The organism is Acetobacter orleanensis (assembly GCF_001581005.1).
Classification (GTDB): Bacteria; Pseudomonadota; Alphaproteobacteria; order Acetobacterales; family Acetobacteraceae; genus Acetobacter; species Acetobacter orleanensis.
The window spans coordinates 68,237-85,911 of sequence record NZ_LHZV01000058.1; the positions used below are offsets into that span (position 1 = coordinate 68,237).

The 17,675-nt window shown below is 60.7% G+C and carries 11 protein-coding genes; 8 read left to right on the forward strand and 3 right to left on the reverse strand.

What is annotated here, in order from left to right:
* Positions 1–16: 16 nt before the first annotated feature.
* Both AD949_RS06180 and AD949_RS06185 read right to left on the reverse strand, forming a co-directional pair.
* Positions 17–1,171: a major royal jelly family protein gene (locus AD949_RS06180; protein WP_244463417.1), complete on the reverse strand. Its 1,155-nt coding sequence runs from the start codon at positions 1,169–1,171 to the stop codon at positions 17–19.
* A gap of 136 nt (positions 1,172–1,307) precedes the next feature.
* A complete protein-coding gene (locus AD949_RS06185; protein ID WP_048836507.1) occupies positions 1,308–2,813 on the reverse strand; it encodes a carboxypeptidase M32 in 1,506 nt (501 codons plus the stop codon).
* Between the two features lie 110 nt (positions 2,814–2,923).
* On the opposite strand from AD949_RS06185, the gene AD949_RS06190 reads away from it, so the two are divergent.
* From AD949_RS06190 to AD949_RS13735, 4 genes are all read left to right on the forward strand, one after another.
* Positions 2,924–4,888, forward strand: coding sequence for a tetratricopeptide repeat protein (locus AD949_RS06190; RefSeq protein ID WP_244463416.1), 1,965 nt, complete (start codon positions 2,924–2,926; stop codon positions 4,886–4,888).
* Positions 4,889–4,934: 46 nt separating this feature from the next.
* Positions 4,935–7,577, forward strand: a complete 2,643-nt coding sequence (gene mutS / locus AD949_RS06195; protein WP_048836506.1) for a DNA mismatch repair protein MutS — start codon at positions 4,935–4,937, stop codon at positions 7,575–7,577.
* 53 nt (positions 7,578–7,630) lie between these two features.
* Positions 7,631–10,597 carry a [protein-PII] uridylyltransferase gene (locus AD949_RS06200; protein ID WP_048836505.1) on the forward strand — a complete coding sequence of 989 codons (2,967 nt, stop codon included), beginning with the start codon at positions 7,631–7,633 and terminating at the stop codon, positions 10,595–10,597.
* A gap of 120 nt (positions 10,598–10,717) precedes the next feature.
* A complete protein-coding gene (locus AD949_RS13735; RefSeq protein WP_209421665.1) occupies positions 10,718–11,497 on the forward strand; it encodes a helix-turn-helix domain-containing protein in 780 nt (259 codons plus the stop codon).
* A gap of 73 nt (positions 11,498–11,570) precedes the next feature.
* Here AD949_RS13735 and AD949_RS06210 read toward each other — a convergent pair whose 3' ends face one another.
* A complete protein-coding gene (locus AD949_RS06210; RefSeq protein ID WP_048836504.1) occupies positions 11,571–12,455 on the reverse strand; it encodes an NUDIX hydrolase in 885 nt (294 codons plus the stop codon).
* Between the two features lie 127 nt (positions 12,456–12,582).
* On the opposite strand from AD949_RS06210, the gene AD949_RS06215 reads away from it, so the two are divergent.
* The 4 genes from AD949_RS06215 to fusA all read left to right on the forward strand — a co-directional run bounded on the left by AD949_RS06215 (position 12,583) and on the right by fusA (position 17,525).
* Positions 12,583–14,409, forward strand: coding sequence for an ABCB family ABC transporter ATP-binding protein/permease (locus tag AD949_RS06215; RefSeq protein WP_048836503.1), 1,827 nt, complete (start codon positions 12,583–12,585; stop codon positions 14,407–14,409).
* Between the two features lie 87 nt (positions 14,410–14,496).
* The gene (locus tag AD949_RS06220) at positions 14,497–14,799 is read left to right on the forward strand and encodes a hypothetical protein (RefSeq protein ID WP_048836502.1); all 303 of its coding nucleotides are present in this window, start codon (positions 14,497–14,499) and stop codon (positions 14,797–14,799) included.
* Positions 14,800–14,914: 115 nt separating this feature from the next.
* Entirely contained in the window at positions 14,915–15,220 is a 306-nt protein-coding gene (gene rpmB, locus AD949_RS06225) for a 50S ribosomal protein L28 (RefSeq protein WP_048836501.1), read from the forward strand.
* A 217-nt stretch (positions 15,221–15,437) separates the two neighbouring features.
* The gene (fusA, locus tag AD949_RS06230; RefSeq protein WP_048836500.1) at positions 15,438–17,525 is read left to right on the forward strand and encodes an elongation factor G; all 2,088 of its coding nucleotides are present in this window, start codon (positions 15,438–15,440) and stop codon (positions 17,523–17,525) included.
* The last annotated feature ends 150 nt before the right edge of the window (positions 17,526–17,675 follow it).

Genomic DNA, 17,675 nt, shown 5'->3' on the forward strand with positions numbered 1-17,675 from the left:
TTCTGCATCCGTCTGCTCAGGTTGGGGGCGGGGTGGTGGGCAGCGTGAGCTGATAAACCGTAATAGGCCATTTCACTGTGGCCTTGCCGTTCTGAAAGGCGGCGCTGTGGTCAAGCTGCATGGTGGGCACAAACAGGTGGCCGTGTGTATCCAGCCCCGGTGTGCCGGGGTAGGTCAGGCGCGGGTCCGTAATCAGTCTGCGCGGAATGCGGCCCGTGCTGTAGCTGAGGATGCTGCCCGTGCTGACATCCGACCAGTAAAGCGTGCCATCCGGGCCAATGGTCATGCCGCCGAGGGATGGTGTTTTGTACCACTGCGTGACGATTTCTTCCATCGCGGCGGGTGTAATGTCCGGGTCAGAAAACGTGCTGGTATCCACGCGGGCGAGGTAATTACCCGGCGCTTGCAGGACAATCCACCGGCCATCCGGGCTGATGGCAATCATGCTGGAGTCAATAGCCGCGGGGTGGCCATCGCCCCAGTTGAGCGTGCCACCGGGAATCTGGATGGGGCGCGTGGCGGTGAGAGACGGATGATGGTCCAGAAACCGGCGGCTGGACGCGGAGGGAATATCCACCACAATAACCCCAGCCACCCCGGAATCCGCCAGATAGGCGGTGTTCCCATGCACCGCGACACCGGAGAGAATGCTCTCCGGATGGAGCACTGTTTTCTCTATGGTCACGGTGCCCAGCACCACATTTTTCTGTGTATCAATATGGATCAGCTTAGGCTGTGCGACAGCCGGAGCTTTGCGGTTTGGCACGCCACTGTCCAGCACCCATACCGTGCCATCGGGCAGCAGTGTCAGCCCTGCGGCGGCAACAATGCGGTGAGCCACGTCTCCCTCCGCTGCGTTCCACGCGGCATCCGGGTAAGGCGCAAAGCTGCCATCTATAGCGCGGATGGAGAGCTGCGGGCCGGGGTTGCCAATCCATGCGGGGGCTTCAAACAGCATCCGCCCATCGGGGAGAGGCACCACGGCATCCCAAATCTGTTTGTCAGACTGCGTAAAGGGCGTAAGCGCCGAGGCTGAAAGCTCAGGCACTTTCGGCATATGCACCGCCCATGCTGCCGGAGCAGGCAGAATGGCAGCAAAGCTTGCCGCCAGAGTTGTCAGAGCGAGGGCGCGGCGAACGCCTAAAAAAGGCCGGGTGGGGCGGGTCATCATGAAATATCTGGCAGTCTTGCTGGAAGTGTGCGGCGGAAACATAGGGTAGTCTCTCCCGTTTTGACCGTGCCCGACAACCGCGTTCTTCGCATGGCCCGTCAGAACCGGGCGAAGAGGCGGCGTCTTTGCTGCGGCATCAGGCGTCTGGCGCGCGGTCCAGATAGCGGTGGCGAATGTGGGCCTGCCATGCTTCCGCGCCTAAGGGGGCACCCGTGGCGTCCTGAATGATGTCCGGCATGGAGGCGCTGCTTGCCCGGTTATGAATATTGGTGCGCAGCCAGCGCAGAAGAGGGGCAAAATCACCCTGCGTGAGTGCGGGGGCAATCTGGCTGTCCTGCTGGAAGGCCGCGGCGCGAAGCTGGGCCGCCGCGAACGCACCCATGGCATAGCAGGGGAAATAGCCAAACAGCCCTTCCGGCCAGTGAATATCCTGCAAGCAGCCGCGCCGGTCATCTGGTACAGTCAGGCCGAGCAGGGTGTGAAGGCGGTCACTAAACGCGCCGGGCAGGTCTTTCAGGGCGAGATCACCATTGATCATCGCGGTTTCCAGTTCGTAGCGCACGAGAATATGGGCGGGATACGTGACCTCATCCGCATCCACGCGGATAAAGCCGGGTTCCACATGCGTAATCAGACGATGCAGGTTGTCCGCCTGCCAGCCCGGCGTGCCCTCCGCGATGTTGAACTCCGCCCGCAGCAGGGGGGTAACCCACTCCACAAAGGCGCGGGAGCGGCAGACCTGCATTTCCATAGTCAGAGACTGGCTTTCGTGCAGCGTCATCCCGCCAGCCTGCCCGACGGGTTGGGAAAGCCATTCGGCAGGCAACCCCATGTCATACAGCGCGTGGCCGGTTTCATGCAGAACGCCCATCATGGCGGGGAGGAAATCGGCTTCCTCATAGCGTGTGGTCAGCCGCACATCATGCGTAGCCCCACCACAGAAGGGGTGAAGGCTGACATCCAGTCGCCCGCGCGTCATATCAAATCCAAGCTGCTGCATCAGCTTGCGGCCCAGTGCTTCCTGCTGTGGCACGGCGAACGGGCCTTGCAGAGGCGTGGGGGCGGGCAGGCTGTTCTGCTTTTCCAGCACGGCGGCAATCAGGCCGGGCAGGTCCGCGCTCAGGCGGCTGAAAATCGGGTCGATATCCGTCTGGCGTGTGCCGGGGTCAAACGAATCCAGTAGTGCATCATAGGGCGACAGGCCCAGAGCGTTCCCCTTAGCTTTGGCAATCTGCTGCGTGAGGTTCAGCACCTCCTGCTGGTAGGGTAGAAAGGTTTTGAAATCACTGTTCTGGCGGGCTTCGCGCCAGACCATTTCGCTACGGGCTGTTGCTTGCGCGTTGGCTTCCACCAAATCCCCCGGCAGGGCGGTAGCGTGGGTGTGCAGGCGGCGCATTTCCGTAAGGTTGGCGCGGCGCCAGAGATCATCCCCGGCGTCAGCCGTAGCCAGCAGGTCCGCCATTTCAGGAGCCGTCAGGATTTCATGCCGCAGCCCTTCCAGCATGGCCAGATTTTCCGCCCGACGCTCCGCCGCGCCGTGGGGCATGATCACTTCCTTGTCCCAGCACAGAATGCCAATGGCATCATTCAGGGACGACAGGCGGGCAAAGTGGCGCTCAAGGCTCTGATAGGCTTTATTCATGGGGCGGGATCTGGTCCTGTAGAGTGGCAACGCTTGCCCGCAGGGTAGAGCATCCCCGTGCGGGACGGAACTCCCTGACGCCGGTACCAAGACAGAATGAAGGAATGCACATGCCCCACACAAACGGGATGGCCGCACAGGAGCCATCGGTTGAGCAGGCGCTGGCACTTCTCTCTGTAGGGGATGCGGAGCGGGCTGCCTCTCTCTTGCGTAACCTTCTCCGCGAGGACGCATCAGATGCCGAGGCGTGGCACGCCATGGCCTGCGTGGCGCGTGCTGGGGGAGATGCTCAGTCCGCCGTGGCGCTGGCCGGGCGGGCAATTGGCCTGCGTCCGGAGGGGCATTTTCATATCACGCTGGCCCATGCCCTGCTTGAACAGGGCCATGCGGAACCTGCGCGGGCGGCGGCCAACGTTGCGGTGATGACAACGCCGCGAGACCCTCGGGCGCATGAGGCCATGGCCGCTGTTCTGGAAGCACAGAACCGGATGCGGGATGCGGAGCAGGCCTTACGCACGGCCTTGAAATTGCGGCCTCTGGATTGTGAAAAACATCTTAGTCTTGCAGCGTTTCTCGCCCGAACCGGGCAGGTGGCCGAAGCCGTGCGGTTGTCAGAAAAAGCCATACGCCTCGCCCCGGAGGCTGTCTTTGCACACAATCAGCATGCCGTGCTGCTGGAACGGGCAGGCCGGATGCGGGAGGCTGAGCCATTTTTTGCAACAGTGGCCAAAGCCTTTCCGCAGGATGCAGCAGCCCTCGCCAATTACGGCGCGGCGTTGTTTGCCACCGGCGCGTTTGAAAAAGCACGGGATGTGTTGCAGCAATCCGCGCACCGAGTGCCTGATGCGCCGGAGACGCGTACCAATCTGGGTCTGGTGCAGATGGCTCTCGGCGCGTTGGATGAGGCCGAGCAGGAACTGGGCGCAGCCCTCGCCCTCCGCCAGCAGGATGCCCGGCTGGCGGTGAATTACGGCACGGTGCTGGCGGACCTTGGCCGCAGGCGAGAGGCAGAAGCACTTTTCAGGCAGGTGGAAAACTGGCCGACTTCTGAGCAGGACCGCGCACGGGCACGTTTTAATCTCAGCACCGTGTTGCTGGCGCAGGGCCGGCTTGAGGAAGGCTGGCAGGCGTTTGAAGCCCGGCAGACTTTGCTGCCTTCGGGGGTGTTTTTGGGGCATACGGAAGGCCTACCGCAATGGGATGGCATTGATACCGGCGGCCATCCTGTTGCGCTGTATGCGGAGCAGGGGCTGGGCGATACGCTCCAGTTTATCCGGTATGTAGAACCCGCGCTGGAGCGCGCACCACTTCTTCTGGCTGTGCCAGACGCTTTGCGCGCTCTGGTGGCGCGGATGGAGCCTGTGCGCACTGGCCGCGTAACACTCCTGCAAAAAGGCCAGACAGCACAGGCGGTCGGGGCTGTGGCGTGTTGTTCCCTGCTCAGTCTGCCCGCTCGTTTGGGGCTGAATGCTCCCTATCCATGGCGGCAACTGGTCAGTTTGCCGGATGCTGAAGGCGACCATCTGGCAAAAGGGCATTATGAGGCTAGCGCGCATAAAAGCTTTGGCGGCGAGAAAAAGCCTCAGCCACGGGCAAAGCCGCTCCGGGTTGGTCTGTGCTGGGCGGGTAACCCCGGTTATCGGTTTGACCGCCGTCGTTCCATGAACCCTGCCTGCCTTGCTCCGTTGGCTGAGGTGCCGGGCGTGGCGTTTCAGTCTCTTCAGCGGGGGCAGGCGGAAGCGGACCTGCCTTTCCCTGCGGTGGTATTGCCAGAGGGGGATATGCTCAGCACGGCTCGGTTGATTGCCGGGCTGGATGTGGTGGTTACAGTCGATACGGTTATCGCGCATCTGGCTGGGCTGTTGGGAAAGCCGGTCTGGCTGCTGAACCGCTTTGGGGGGGATTGGCGCTGGGCGGACGGGTCAATCGGGCAGGGGGCGGAGGGGCAGGAGGAAAGTCTGTGGTACCCGAGTCTGCGGCTCTTTTCTCAGTCCACGTACGGAGAGGGAAATGGTCCGTGGGAGCAGCCGGTAAAGGCTGTGGCAGAGGCTTTGCGCAAACTTGTTAAGATGTAATTGCAATGCCTGTTGCCCCGGCGCATGACGCCCTTATGATAGACTGATGACGCGTTATTCTCCCGAGGGTGCCTCTCCCGCCATGGCGCAATGGTTTGCGCTAAAGGCCGAAAATCCTGAAGCCCTGCTGTTTTTCCGCATGGGCGATTTTTACGAGCTGTTTTTTGATGACGCCACGGCAGCGGCGGCGGCGCTGGATATTGCGCTCACAGCGCGCGGCAGCCACGCGGGAGACCCTATCCCCATGTGTGGCGTGCCGGTGGCGGCAGCATCCGCTTATCTGGCCCGGCTGATCCGCCGGGGGTTTCGCGTGGCCGTGGCGGAGCAGACCGAAGCGCCGCGCAAAGGCAAAGGGGCAGCCAAAGGGCCACTCTCACGCGCCGTGGTGCGGGTGGTCACACCGGGCACGCTGACGGAAGACGAATTGCTGGAGCCGGGGCGCTCTAACCTGCTGCTCGCTCTGGCGGAGCAGGCAGGGAGTGGGCGGGGCCGAAAAAGCAAAACGACTGAACCGGAAAGCATGATCGGGGCCGCGTGGATTGATGTCTCCACGGGCCTGTTTGAAACCGCGACGGTTCCCTCAACCTCCCTGTCGGCCTTGCTCGGGCGGCTGGACCCTGCGGAAATTCTTGCTCCGTCTAGCATGGTGTTGGGTGAGCACGACTCCGCCCGTGCGCCGGAAGTCCTTTTCCCGACGGTCGAGACAGCCCGCCAGCGTCTGGCCGCCGCCTTTGATGTCGCCAGCGTGGATGCGTTTGGCACCTTTACGGATGAGGAAGCTGTCGCGGCCTCGGTCGCGGTTGAATATGTGCAGCGCAGTCAGGCCGGAAAACTGCCCCGCCTTGCGCACCCTAGCCCGCAGATGGAAGGCGGTATTCTGGGGATAGACCCGGCAACCCGCGCCAGTCTGGATATTCTGCGCGCGCGGGATGGCGGGACCGAACACACGTTATTTTCCGCCATGAACCAGACAGTCACCTCCGCCGGGGCGCGGATGGTGGCGGAATGGCTGGCGGCCCCGCTGACGGACCCGGCCCGGATTGCCGCCCGGCAGGATGGCTGGTGCTGGCTGCGCGACTCGCCGGGGTGCAGTGCTACTCTGCGTGAGGCACTCAAACGCGCGCCGGATATTGCCCGGGCCTTGGGGCGTCTCTCCCTCGGGCGTGGCCAGCCGCGTGACCTCGCTGCGGTGCGGGATGGCCTACATGCGGCGCGGGCGGCGGCGGCGGCGCTGGAGCAAGGGCAAAACGCGCTTCCGCCTTATCTGGCCCGTGCGGCCGCCAGTCTTGGGGCCGCGCCGGAACTGGAAGCGGAACTGGTGCGCGCCGTGGCGGAAGATCTGCCCGCCCGGCTGGATGATGGTGGGGTAATCGCCGCCGGATATGATGGGGAATTGGATGGCTACCGGAGCCTGCGGGATAATTCCCGGCGGGTCGTGGCCGGTTTGCAGACGGATTATGCCAGCCGATTCGGGATAGCGAGCCTCAAGATCAAACATCACGCGCAGCTTGGCTATGTGATTGAGGTGCCGGTTGCGGCCAGCGCACGGATCAAGGAGCGGGATGATCTGATGTTCCGGCAAGGCACGGCCAGCAATGCCCGCTTTTCAACAGAAGAACTGTCTTCGCTGGATGCCCGGATAGCCGAGGCCGCCGAGCGCGCCGCCACGCGCGAAAAAGCGGTGTTTGCTGCGCTGGTGGACCGTATTCTGGAGGAGGAGACGCTCCCGGTTCTGGCGCGGGCTCTGGCTGTTCTGGACGTTCTGCAATCCTGCGCGCTGCTGGCGGCTGGCGGAAGTTGGTGCCGCCCTGTGGTGACGGATGATACCGCATTTGTGCTGGAAGGTTGCCGCCACCCGGTGGTGGAAGCGGCACTCCCCAAGGGTACACGCTTTACGCCTAACGGGTGTGATCTCTCCGCAAACCGGCGTGTCATGTTGCTGACCGGGCCGAACATGGCCGGTAAATCGACTTTCCTGCGGCAGACCGCACTGGCTGTGCTGCTGGCTCAAGGCGGGTTCCCTGTTTCGGCCGACAAAGCGCATATCGGTATTGTAGATCAGCTTTTTTCCCGTGTGGGTGCTTCGGATGATCTGGCGCGGGGGCGCTCCACCTTTATGGTGGAAATGACGGAAACCGCTGCCATCCTTAATCAGGCTGGCCCGCGCTCTTTAGTGGTGGTGGATGAAATCGGGCGTGGCACGGCTACGCTGGATGGTCTGGCGATCGCTTGGGCGGTGCTGGAGGCTTTGCATTCAACGGTGCGCTGCCGTGCAATTTTTGCAACGCACTTCCATGAATTGGCCGGACTTGTAGACACACTGCCGCGCCTTTCCCCACACACTATGGCGGTGCGGGAATGGCGGGGCCAGATTGTCTTTTTGCATGAAGTACTGGCCGGTTCCGCCAAAAAGAGCTGGGGTGTGCATGTGGCCAAGCTGGCCGGGGTGCCCCCTTCAGTCGTGGATCGGGCCGGGCGTTTACTGCGGGAGTTGGAGCGGGATCACGCAACCGGACCCAAGCCTCTGCCCCTGTTCGACACGCAGAAGATATTACCGCAAGAAGACGAAAATACGATAAGAAAGCGACTGTTAGAGGTAGACCCGGATACACTGACACCACGTGCGGCGCTGGACATCCTGTATGAGCTCCATAAGGACGCCGTGCGGGAAGAGGGATGCCCGGCGTAGAGTTAAAACCGGGTCCCTTATCAGACGGCCCTCAGGAGCAGATTCCGACCGCAATGTCGACTTCCACCGCACACGCTGCCTCCGGGCAGCCCGACGTTTCCGCCCTTGCATCTCTCACACCTGAGGGGCTTGCTGCCTGCCTTGCGCGGGAGTTGAGGGACGCCACACCGGAAAACGCCACCATCCCGGAACGGGATCAAGCCGTGGCCATCTTCCGCCGCCACCTTGGCCGGTATCAAGCGGACGTGCGCGGCCAGTTTGAAAAGCATGTGCTCAAAGGTGCGAAGGCGGCCAAGCAGATTGCGGCCTTCACGGATGTCATGCTGCGCGGCATTGTGGATCTTGCCCTGCGCGCAACAGGCCCGGCGGACGAGCTCGGGCAGAGCGGCGAGGGCGCCCCGTCTGCCGCAGGGCGGCTTGTTGTGGCGGCTACGGGCGGTTACGGGCGCGGCCTGTTGGCCCCCTTCAGCGATATTGACCTGCTGTTTCTGACTGAGGAAGACAACGTCCAGAGCGCGCACCAACTGGTGGAATATGTGCTCTATTTTCTGTGGGATCTTGGCCTGAAAGTCGGCCACGCGACCCGCACCATCAATGAATGTATTGAAGAAGCGGGGCGGGACACAACAGTCCGTACTGCTCTGCTGGATGCCCGTCTGCTGGCTGGGGATGCGGCGCTGTTTGCCATGTTCGAGGCCCGCTACATTGTGGCTTGTGTGGAAGCCGGAGCGCCCGGCTTCATTCAGGATAAACGGCGTGAGCGGCTAGAGCGGCACCGGCGGTTTGGGGATAGTCCCTATCTGGTCGAGCCCAATATCAAGGAAGGGCGCGGCGGCCTGCGGGATTTGCAGACGCTGTACTGGATGTGCCGCAATACCTTTGGCACCCGCCACGTCATGGACCTGCTGGCCCCGGAATTTATCTGGATGGGCCTGCTGACAGAGCAGGAGGCCGCCCGTGCACGCCGGTCATGGGACTTTCTGTGGACGGTGCGGCTGCACCTCCATTACGTCGCGGGCCGCGCGGAAGAGCGGCTAACGTTTGATATGCAGCCCGTTATCGGCGCGCGTATGGGCTATACACGCCATGGCCGTCAGAACGGGGTGGAACGCTTTATGCGGCACTACTTCCTGACAGCGCGTGAGGTTATGCGCCTGACGCACGTGCTGGAACCCGCCGTGCTGCGGCAGGCACAGGGGCCAGCCGCCACAGCCGCCAAGCCGGATGAGGCCATGCGGGAAGCCGGGTTTACGCTGGTTGATGGGCAGATTTTGCCTGAACGGGGCATTTCGTTTGATCAGGAACCCATCAAAATGATGCAGTTGCTGGACTGGGCGCGTGTCCGCCGCCGTCCGCTGCATCCGCTGGGGCGGCATCAGCTTATCCGGTGGGAACGTCGGGCCATGGCCCTGCGGGATGACCCGGAAGCCGCGCGTATTTTTCTTGATCTGCTCTGTGGCGAAACAGAAACACAAGATACGCCGCCGCGCCGCCGCCGCGAGACGAACGGCACGTCCGGGGATGAAGCCGCCGCGCCGCTGTTGCGTGACGCAACGTATGAGCAGCAGACGCCTCCCAGCCATGCGCACTGGTTACACATCCTGAACGAGACAGGTATTTTCGGACGGCTCATCCCTGACTGGGCGCGGATTGTCGGGCAGATGCAGTTTGATACCTATCATGTGTTCACAGTGGATGAGCACACGATAGAAGCCATCCGTATTATGGATGAGGTCGCATCCGGCCGTATGGCGGATGAAATTCCGGTGGCGTACGAACTCGTTAAAGGTCTGCATTCCCGTCGGGCACTGTATATGGCTGTGCTGCTGCACGATATTGCCAAAGGGCGCGGGGGAGATCATTCCGAAATCGGCTCCGAAATTGCCGCTGATCTTTGCCCAAGACTGGGGATGTCGGGGGAGGAGACGGAAACCGTTTCATGGCTGGTGCTGCATCATCTCCTGCTAAGCCATACGGCCTTCCAGCGCGATATTGATGACCCCAAAACTATTCTGGACGTCGCCGACATCGTCCAGTCCCCCGAGCGCCTGCGCCTGCTGCTGCTGCTGACCATTGTGGATATGCGCGCCGTCAGTTCCCGAGTGTGGAATGCTTGGAAAGCGACTCTGCTGCGTGAGTTGTATGTGCGCGTGGCGGAAGTGCTGGCGGGTGGTCTGGCGACAACCGAGCGCGACGTACGTGTGCGTCATGCCAAAGAAATCACGACGGATATTCTGGCGGAGGATGGCGTTTCTCCGCAGGATATCGATCGTTTTCTGAGTCTGGGCTACGCGGGGTACTGGCTGTCCTTTGACCATGAGACCCATAAGCGGCACGCCCGCCTGATCCGCGATGCGGATGCGCGGGATGCTCCGCTGACGGTGGAAGTCCTGCCGCTGCCAGCGCGTGGCGTGACGGAAGTGACAGTCTATACCGTGGACGTACCGGGCCTGTTTTCCAAAATTGCGGGGGCTCTTGCGCTGGCCGGTGCGTCCATTGTTGACGCCCGGATTCACACCATGATGCACGGCATGGCGCTGGATACCTTCTGGATTCAGGACACGGCAGGCAGCGCGTATGAAGAAACACACCGTCTGGCGCGGCTCTGCTCCCTGATCGAGCAGGCGCTAAGCGGGCAGATTGATATTGGCGCGGAAATTACGCAGGCCGGTTTCGGGCATATGCCCATGCGGATGCGCGCCATTCATGTGCCGCCGCGTGTGGTGATTGATAATGGCGTGTCCAATACCTACACGGTTATTGAGGTCAACGGACGTGACCGGCCCGGCCTGCTGCATGACGTGACAGCCGCCATGAGTGAGGAAAATCTTCAGATTGCCTCAGCCCATATCACGACGTACGGGGTGCGGGCCGTGGACGTGTTTTATGTAAAGGACCTTTTCGGTCTAAAAATCACCGATAAAAAGCGTCTGGAAGAAATCCGCGAACATCTGCTGAAAGGCATGAAAGAGGCCGAGGCCGAAGCCAAGGCCGCGGTGGACGCCCGCATTTCGGCCTGACACCGGAATGCGGAAGCCTGCCGCATCTGTCTGGGCGCGTCAGATCGGGGTCGGCCGGCCGACCGTCTATCACGGGATGACGCAGTTGGGCACCGCGCAATTCGCAACATCGGCTGTGTCATGACACCAAACGATCCGATGATTCTGAGCGAGCGAGAGAAAGAGGCGCTGCGTCTGCTTCTGGTCGGGCATGACGCGAAATCCGTCGCCGGGACGCTCGGGCTGTCTGTGCACACAATCAATGACCGTCTACGCGATGCGCGGCGCAAGCTGGGCGTTTCGAGTAGCCGTGAAGCCGCCCGGCGTCTTGCCGCGATGGAGGGGGAGCCCCCCAATTTTTTTGGCACCAAGGAAATTGGGGGTGTCGAAGCAGCGTCTTCGGTGGATAGGGCCAGAGAGCCAGCATTGCCGCGATCATCGGGGCATCGCATGGCGTGGCTTACCGGAGGAATGCTGATCATGTCTCTTATCATCGCGGCCGCGGCGCTCCTGACCATCAAGGGGCATGACGGCGCTCAGATTTCCGCTCAAAATGTTTCGGCAAACATTGTCCGTCCCGCCGAGACAGTGGCCTCGGTGGATGCCCGCAAATGGGTCGAACTGCTTGATGGCGGACAGTGGGCCGCAAGCTGGAACGCCGCAGGCACGATGTTCAAGGCCAAGGTCACTCTGGAGCAGTGGGTCACTATGATCCAGTCTGTGCGACATCCCTTGGGACGCCCGGTATCACGCGTTGTCCAGAGCGCGATGCAGACAAAAACGCTGCCGGGCGCGCCAGCGGGGGAGTATCAGATCATTCAGTTTCAGACGCGCTTTGCCAACAAACCTGATGCGGTGGAAACGGTCGTGCTTTCTCGTGAACAGGACCATTGGCGTGTCAGCGGATATTTTATCCGCTGACGTCCGCGCTGTTTATCGTTGTTTGGTGGAAAAGCAGCGCCTTGCCGTCATAGCGTTGCCGCACCAGACGGGGTCAGGCGTTCACAGGTCCGAGGGCTGCTTTATGGCCGGGACTGGCGGCTGAAAGACCGTGGTTGAGGCCGTCCCGCAACTGGCGGCCTTCTGCAGAGTGCGGGTCAATCAGCCCGTTGCGCAGGAAAAGGTCGATTAGCACGAGATTGACGTTGAACTTGAACGCGTCCGTATCCCGCACCAGCGTGTAGACTTCGCCCAGTGGCATCAGGTGGAAAGATTCCACTTCACCATCCGCAGCGATGGGGGTGAAGCTTTCGGGCAGAAATAGATCATAGCAATATAGACAGTCGCGCCGCAGCCCTTCGGGCCGGTCCAGCGCATAGACAATGCGGCCAACCTGCTGCGCCTGCCGCGCGAGGTCTTGCGGAATACTCGCTTCTTCCGCCGCTTCCTTCAGCAGGGCGTCCCACGGCGTATGGCCTGCGGGAACACCGCCTGCCACCAGATGGTCCAGCTTGCCGGGGTCCAGCCGCTTGTTGGCGGCTCTGCGGCCTGTCCACAGGTAAAGTCCGTCAGCCTTCTGCACCAGACCATTCAGATGCACCCCAATGCCGATCAGCCCGAAGAGGGGGAGGGCGCCACGATCAATCTGACCCAGCACAGGCTGGTCAATATCCGGCATGACATCAAACAATTCGTGGTGAGAACGATAGAGGCCATCCTGCGCTAGGTCTTCCCCCAATGACTCCAGATCAGCCGGGTTAGGCAGGCTGAAACCCTGCGTGCGGGACCCAAGGCCCCGCTGTTTCAGTGCTTCCGCCAGTTCTGGCGCAACCCATCCGGCAGGCATTCCTCCTAGAGAAAACGGCGCGCGCGCACCGGGAACGATGGCGGTGTTGCAATGCCTGAGATGGCGAAGGAAGGGCGTATCGTCCGACGGCATGGGAAATCCTGTCGTGCTTGAATGAGTCCGTAAACGCACAAGGCGTATGCGTTTATCCGGCGGATGCCGGGGTGAGGCAAGGTGCGGCGGGGTTGCAAAATTATGGAGGCGTGCCACATGCGGACGTATGTCACCACGCAATCGTTCTTCATCGGGGTCGCTGAAGCAGCCGGCCTCGGTCACACTCTCCCGTCTTCTCCCGTATCTCTGGCCGCGTGAAAATAGCGGACTGCGGTGGCGCGTCGTGCTGGTGCTGCTGGTGCTGGTCGGGGGAGAACTCGCCACGCTGGCCGTGCCAATGGCCTATAGCCGTGTGGTGGACCGCCTCTCTCATCCCGGCAGTCTGGCTATGGCCCCGGTTGCTCTTATTCTGGGGTATGGGCTGGTGCGGCTGGTTTCCGCCGCCCTGACCAACCTGCGGGATTCCCTGTTCGGCCCTGTCCGGTTTCGGGTGGCGCGGCAGGCGGCGTTTCGCAGTTTTCAGCATATGCACAGGCTCTCGCTCCGGTTCCATCTGGATCGCAGGACAGGCGGCGTGACACGCGCCATTGAGCGTGGCACGGAAGGCGTGGAAACCCTGTTACGGATGGGTATGTCCATCTCCCCGACCATTTTGCAGGCTCTGCTGGTGGTGGTGGTGATCTGGCGGGTGTTTGACTGGCGTTACGTCAGCCTGATGGTGGTGATGATTGCCGCCTATATCGGCTTTACGGTGCTGTTCACCTCATGGCGGCTGGGGATCCGGCGGCAGATGAATGAGACCAATACCGAGGCAAGCGGCAAGGCGCTGGATAGCCTGCTGAATTATGAAACGGTCAAATATTTCGGTAATGAGACCCATGAGGCCACGCGTTATGACAATGCGCAGGCCCGCTATGAGCAGGCGGCCCGGAAGACGCAATATTCTCTCGGTCTGCTCAACTTCGGGCAGGCGGCCATTATTGCCGTGGCGCTCACGCTCATCATGCTGCTGGCCGGGCGGGATGTTGAGGCCGGGCGGATTAGTGTTGGTCAGTTTGTCATGATCAACACCTATCTGCTCCAGCTTTATGGGCCGCTGAACTTTCTGGGCTCTGTCTATTCCGCAATCCGCACGGCCATGGTGGATCTGGAGCATATGTTCGGCCTGATTGAGGAGCATGTGGAAGTGGCGGACCCGGAACACCCGCTGCCAATTGCAACCCGTCTGGCAGAATCAGCCCCGGCGGAAGTGGAGTTCCGGGATGTCCGGTTTGGGTATGGGCCCGAGCGTGAAATTCTGCATGGCGTCAGCTTTGTGGCGGCTCCGGGGAAGAAGGTCGCGATTGTCGGCTCCACCGGAGCCGGGAAGTCCACGATCAGCCGTCTGCTGTTTCGCTTTTATGACGTCTGGGATGGCGCCGTGCTGGTGGATGGGCATGACGTGCGGGATTACCGCCAGAAGGACCTGCGGGCGGCCATAGGCGTGGTGCCGCAGGATACCGTGCTGTTTAACGAGAGCATTGGCTACAACATCGCCTACGGGCGTTTGGGGGCGACACCAGCGGAGGTGGAGCAGGCCGCAAGGCTCGCGCAGATTCATGACTTCATCCAGTCGCTACCCGATGGATACCAGACGCAGGTGGGCGAACGGGGGCTGAAGCTGTCCGGCGGGGAAAAACAGCGCGTGGCCATTGCCCGAACACTTTTGAAAGACCCCCGCGTTCTTGTGCTTGACGAGGCCACAAGTGCGTTGGACACACATACCGAACAGGAGATTCAGGCCGCCCTGAAAGCCGTTTCGGCCTCCCGCACCACATTGGTGATCGCCCATCGTCTGTCCACCATTGTGGATGCTGACGAAATTCTGGTGATGGGCCACGGGCGTGTGCTGGAACGCGGCACGCATGAGGCTCTTCTGGCTGCTGGTGGCCAATATGCGGCCATGTGGGCCGCGCAGGGGGCGGAAGGGATTGCAGAACGCATGGTCGGGTAGGGCGCGCCCTGCCGCCGTTCTGGCGAATCGAATTTGGCACAGGCCGTTCTGCCGGTGCCTGAGCAAAATGTAAGGAAGACGGAACGCATGACGGACAACGCTGCAAACACACCCGCGGATACGACAGAGAATCAGATGCCGGGCGTGCCGGAAGATCTGGCCCGCTGCGCTATGGTGATTGAAAGTGCGATAGAACATTTGCTGAAGGAAAATCATCCGCCGCTGGCCGTCGCCTCTGCTTTGCTGGGTGGCTCTCTGGGTTTGCTGGCCCGCAGCATGGATAAGGACACCATTCTGCATATTCTCGACTCTGCCGCCCACAGCGTGCGTACGGGCGAGATTCATGCGGCAACGCAGGCACAGCCCGCTCCGGAAAGTGAGAAAGCCTGAGGTCAACCCTTGACGGAAGGCGCTTGCTCAGCCATAAGCCGCGCCAATCCTGAATGTGGTCGCCGGGCAAATTGTCTCGGCCCTCTGTTTGATACCTAAAGACAAGGATGAGACAATGTCCCGTCGCTGCCAGATTACCGGCAAAGGCGTTCTGACCGGAAACAACGTCAGTCACGCCAACAACAAAAGCCGTCGCCGTTTCCTGCCCAACCTGCAGGAAGCATCCCTGATGTCCGACATTCTGGGCGCTCCCGTGCACATGCGCGTCAGCACCCGTGGTCTGCGCACCATTGAACATAATGGTGGTCTGGACTCCTTCCTGATCAGCACGCCTAACCGCAAGCTGCCGGAAGAAGCTCAGGTCGTGAAGCGCCGCGTTCTGCGTGCTCAGGCTAAAAAACAGGCTGCCGTAGGCGCCTGATTCAGGGGTTTCCTAACCGCAGTAGGTCCGGGCCTGTCAAAGTCTGACGGTCTGAGCCTGCTGTGCAGGTGTCTGGCAAGGTGTCAGGCACTTTTCGTCTATCGGCCGGTTTCCGGCAGCCGGGCTTCCTGAAGAAAAAATAGGATCAGCACGGTGTTCGGTAGCCACAGGCGCGAAGGGTTCCCTGTCGCGCCTGACCTGTTTTCTGGAGGTTTTCGTGTCCGCTAAATCTGACCTTTCGAAGATCCGTAATATCGGGATCACCGCGCATATTGACGCGGGCAAGACAACCACGACAGAACGTATTCTGTACTACACCGGTGTGTCTCACAAAATTGGTGAAGTGCATGACGGTAACACCACGACCGACTACATGGCACAGGAACGTGAGCGCGGGATTACCATTACCTCCGCTGCTGTGACCTGTGAGTGGAACGAGCACCGCATCAACATCATCGACACCCCCGGACACATCGACTTCAACATTGAAGTGAACCGTTCTCTGCGCGTGCTCGATGGCGCTGTGTTCATCATCGAAGGTGTGGCCGGTGTTCAGCCGCAGTCCGAAACCAACTGGCGTCTGGCTGACCGCTACAAGGTTCCGCGCATCATCTTCATCAACAAGCTCGACCGTACCGGCGCGAACTTCTACCGTGCGTTTGACACGCTGAAGGAAAAGCTGGATATCGTCGCTATCCCGCTGCAGCTGCCGATTGGCGTGGAAGATCAGTTTCTCGGTGTGGTCGATCTGGTCGAGATGAAGGCCATCGTCTGGGAAGGTGGTGAACTGGGTGCCAAATTCCATGATGAGGAAATTCCGGCTGACCTGAAGGAAAAGGCTGCTGAAGCCCGCCAGAACCTGCTCGACACCGCGCTGGCTGTCGATGAAAAGGCGATGGAAGAATATTTCGAAAACGGCGACGTTTCTGTTGAAACGCTGAAGCGCTGCATCAAGAAGGGCACCATCTCCGGTGAGTTCCGCCCGGTTCTGTGTGGCACGGCCTTCAAGAACAAAGGCGTTCAGCCGCTGCTCGATGCCGTGATCGACTATCTCCCGGCCCCGAATGACGTTGAAGGCATCCGTTGCGCTCCGCCGGAAGGTGAAGAAGACGATGAAGCCGCTCAGCCGATCATCCCGGTTGACCCGGACGGCAAGTTTGCTGGCCTCGCGTTCAAAATCATCAACGATAAATACGGCACGCTGACCTTCGTGCGCGTCTATCGTGGCGTGCTCAAGACCGGTGATACCGTTCTGAACACCACGAAGGGCCACAAGGAACGTATTGGCCGTATCTACCAGATGCATGCTGACAAGCGTGAAGAACTGACAGAAGTTCATGCTGGTGATATTGCTGCGTTCGTGGGTCTGAAAGACTCCCAGACGGGTGATACACTGGCTGATGCGGCTGATCCGGTTGTTCTGGAACGTATGAGCTTCCCGATCCCGGTTATCGACATCTCCGTTGAGCCGAAAACCAAAGACGGCGTGGAAAAGATGACGCTGGCCCTGCAGAAGCTGGCCAGTGAAGATCCTTCCCTGCAGCTCAAGACAGATCAGGAAACGGGTCAGACCATTCTGTCCGGCATGGGCGAACTGCACCTCGACATCATCATCGACCGTCTGCGTCGTGAATATGGTGTGGATGCAAACGTCGGTGCACCGCAGGTGGCCTATCGTGAAACGATCTCCAAGCCGCACACGGAAACCTACACGCATAAAAAGCAGTCTGGTGGTTCCGGTCAGTTCGCTGAAGTGAAAATTTCTTTCGAGCCGGTTGAGCGGAACGACGGCATTCACTTCGAAAACAAGGTTGTCGGTGGTACCGTGCCGAAGGAATATATTCCTGCGGTTGAAAAAGGTATCCGCATGCAGTCTTCCACCGGCGTGCTGGCAGGCTTCCCGACCGTGGACTTCAAGTTCACGCTGCTTGACGGTAAGTACCATGACGTTGACTCGTCCGCTCTGGCGTTCGAAATCGCGGCTAAGGCTTGCTTCCGTGAAGGCATGAAACTGGCTGGTCCGGTTATTCTTGAGCCGATCATGGACGTGGAAGTGACAACCCCGAACGATCACGTTGGTGACGTTGTGGGTGATATCAACCGTCGTCGTGGCATGATCCAGAGCCAGGAAACGTCTGGTTCCACGGTTATGGTGCGTTCTCATGTGCCGCTGAAGGAAATGTTCGGCTACATTTCTCACCTGCGCTCCATGACGAAGGGCCGTGCGTCCTTCACCATGCAGTTCCATCACTACGACCCCGTGCCGCGCAACGTGGCAGAAGAGATCATGGCTCAGTCCAAATAAGCCATCCTCTTCGGGACTATCTTCGGATACAGAAAAGCCGCCTCATCACGAGGCGGCTTTTTTTGTGCCTGCGCAGCTTGAAAACGGTTGACGCCAACGGGCCGCCTAGACATTGGCCAAGTGCCAAGTGCCAAGTGCCAAGTGCCAAGT

What these genes read in the sequence shown, in the direction of transcription:
- AD949_RS06180 (WP_244463417.1), bottom strand. Translation starts at nt 1,171, where the DNA reads ATGATGACCCGCCCCACCCGGCCTTTTTTAGGCGTTCGCCGCGCCCTC.
- AD949_RS06185 (WP_048836507.1), bottom strand. Translation starts at nt 2,813, where the DNA reads ATGAATAAAGCCTATCAGAGCCTTGAGCGCCACTTTGCCCGCCTGTCG.
- AD949_RS06190 (WP_244463416.1), top strand. Translation starts at nt 2,924, where the DNA reads ATGCCCCACACAAACGGGATGGCCGCACAGGAGCCATCGGTTGAGCAG.
- mutS (WP_048836506.1), top strand. Translation starts at nt 4,935, where the DNA reads ATGACGCGTTATTCTCCCGAGGGTGCCTCTCCCGCCATGGCGCAATGG.
- AD949_RS06200 (WP_048836505.1), top strand. Translation starts at nt 7,631, where the DNA reads ATGTCGACTTCCACCGCACACGCTGCCTCCGGGCAGCCCGACGTTTCC.
- AD949_RS13735 (WP_209421665.1), top strand. Translation starts at nt 10,718, where the DNA reads ATGACACCAAACGATCCGATGATTCTGAGCGAGCGAGAGAAAGAGGCG.
- AD949_RS06210 (WP_048836504.1), bottom strand. Translation starts at nt 12,455, where the DNA reads ATGCCGTCGGACGATACGCCCTTCCTTCGCCATCTCAGGCATTGCAAC.
- AD949_RS06215 (WP_048836503.1), top strand. Translation starts at nt 12,583, where the DNA reads ATGTCACCACGCAATCGTTCTTCATCGGGGTCGCTGAAGCAGCCGGCC.
- AD949_RS06220 (WP_048836502.1), top strand. Translation starts at nt 14,497, where the DNA reads ATGACGGACAACGCTGCAAACACACCCGCGGATACGACAGAGAATCAG.
- rpmB (WP_048836501.1), top strand. Translation starts at nt 14,915, where the DNA reads ATGTCCCGTCGCTGCCAGATTACCGGCAAAGGCGTTCTGACCGGAAAC.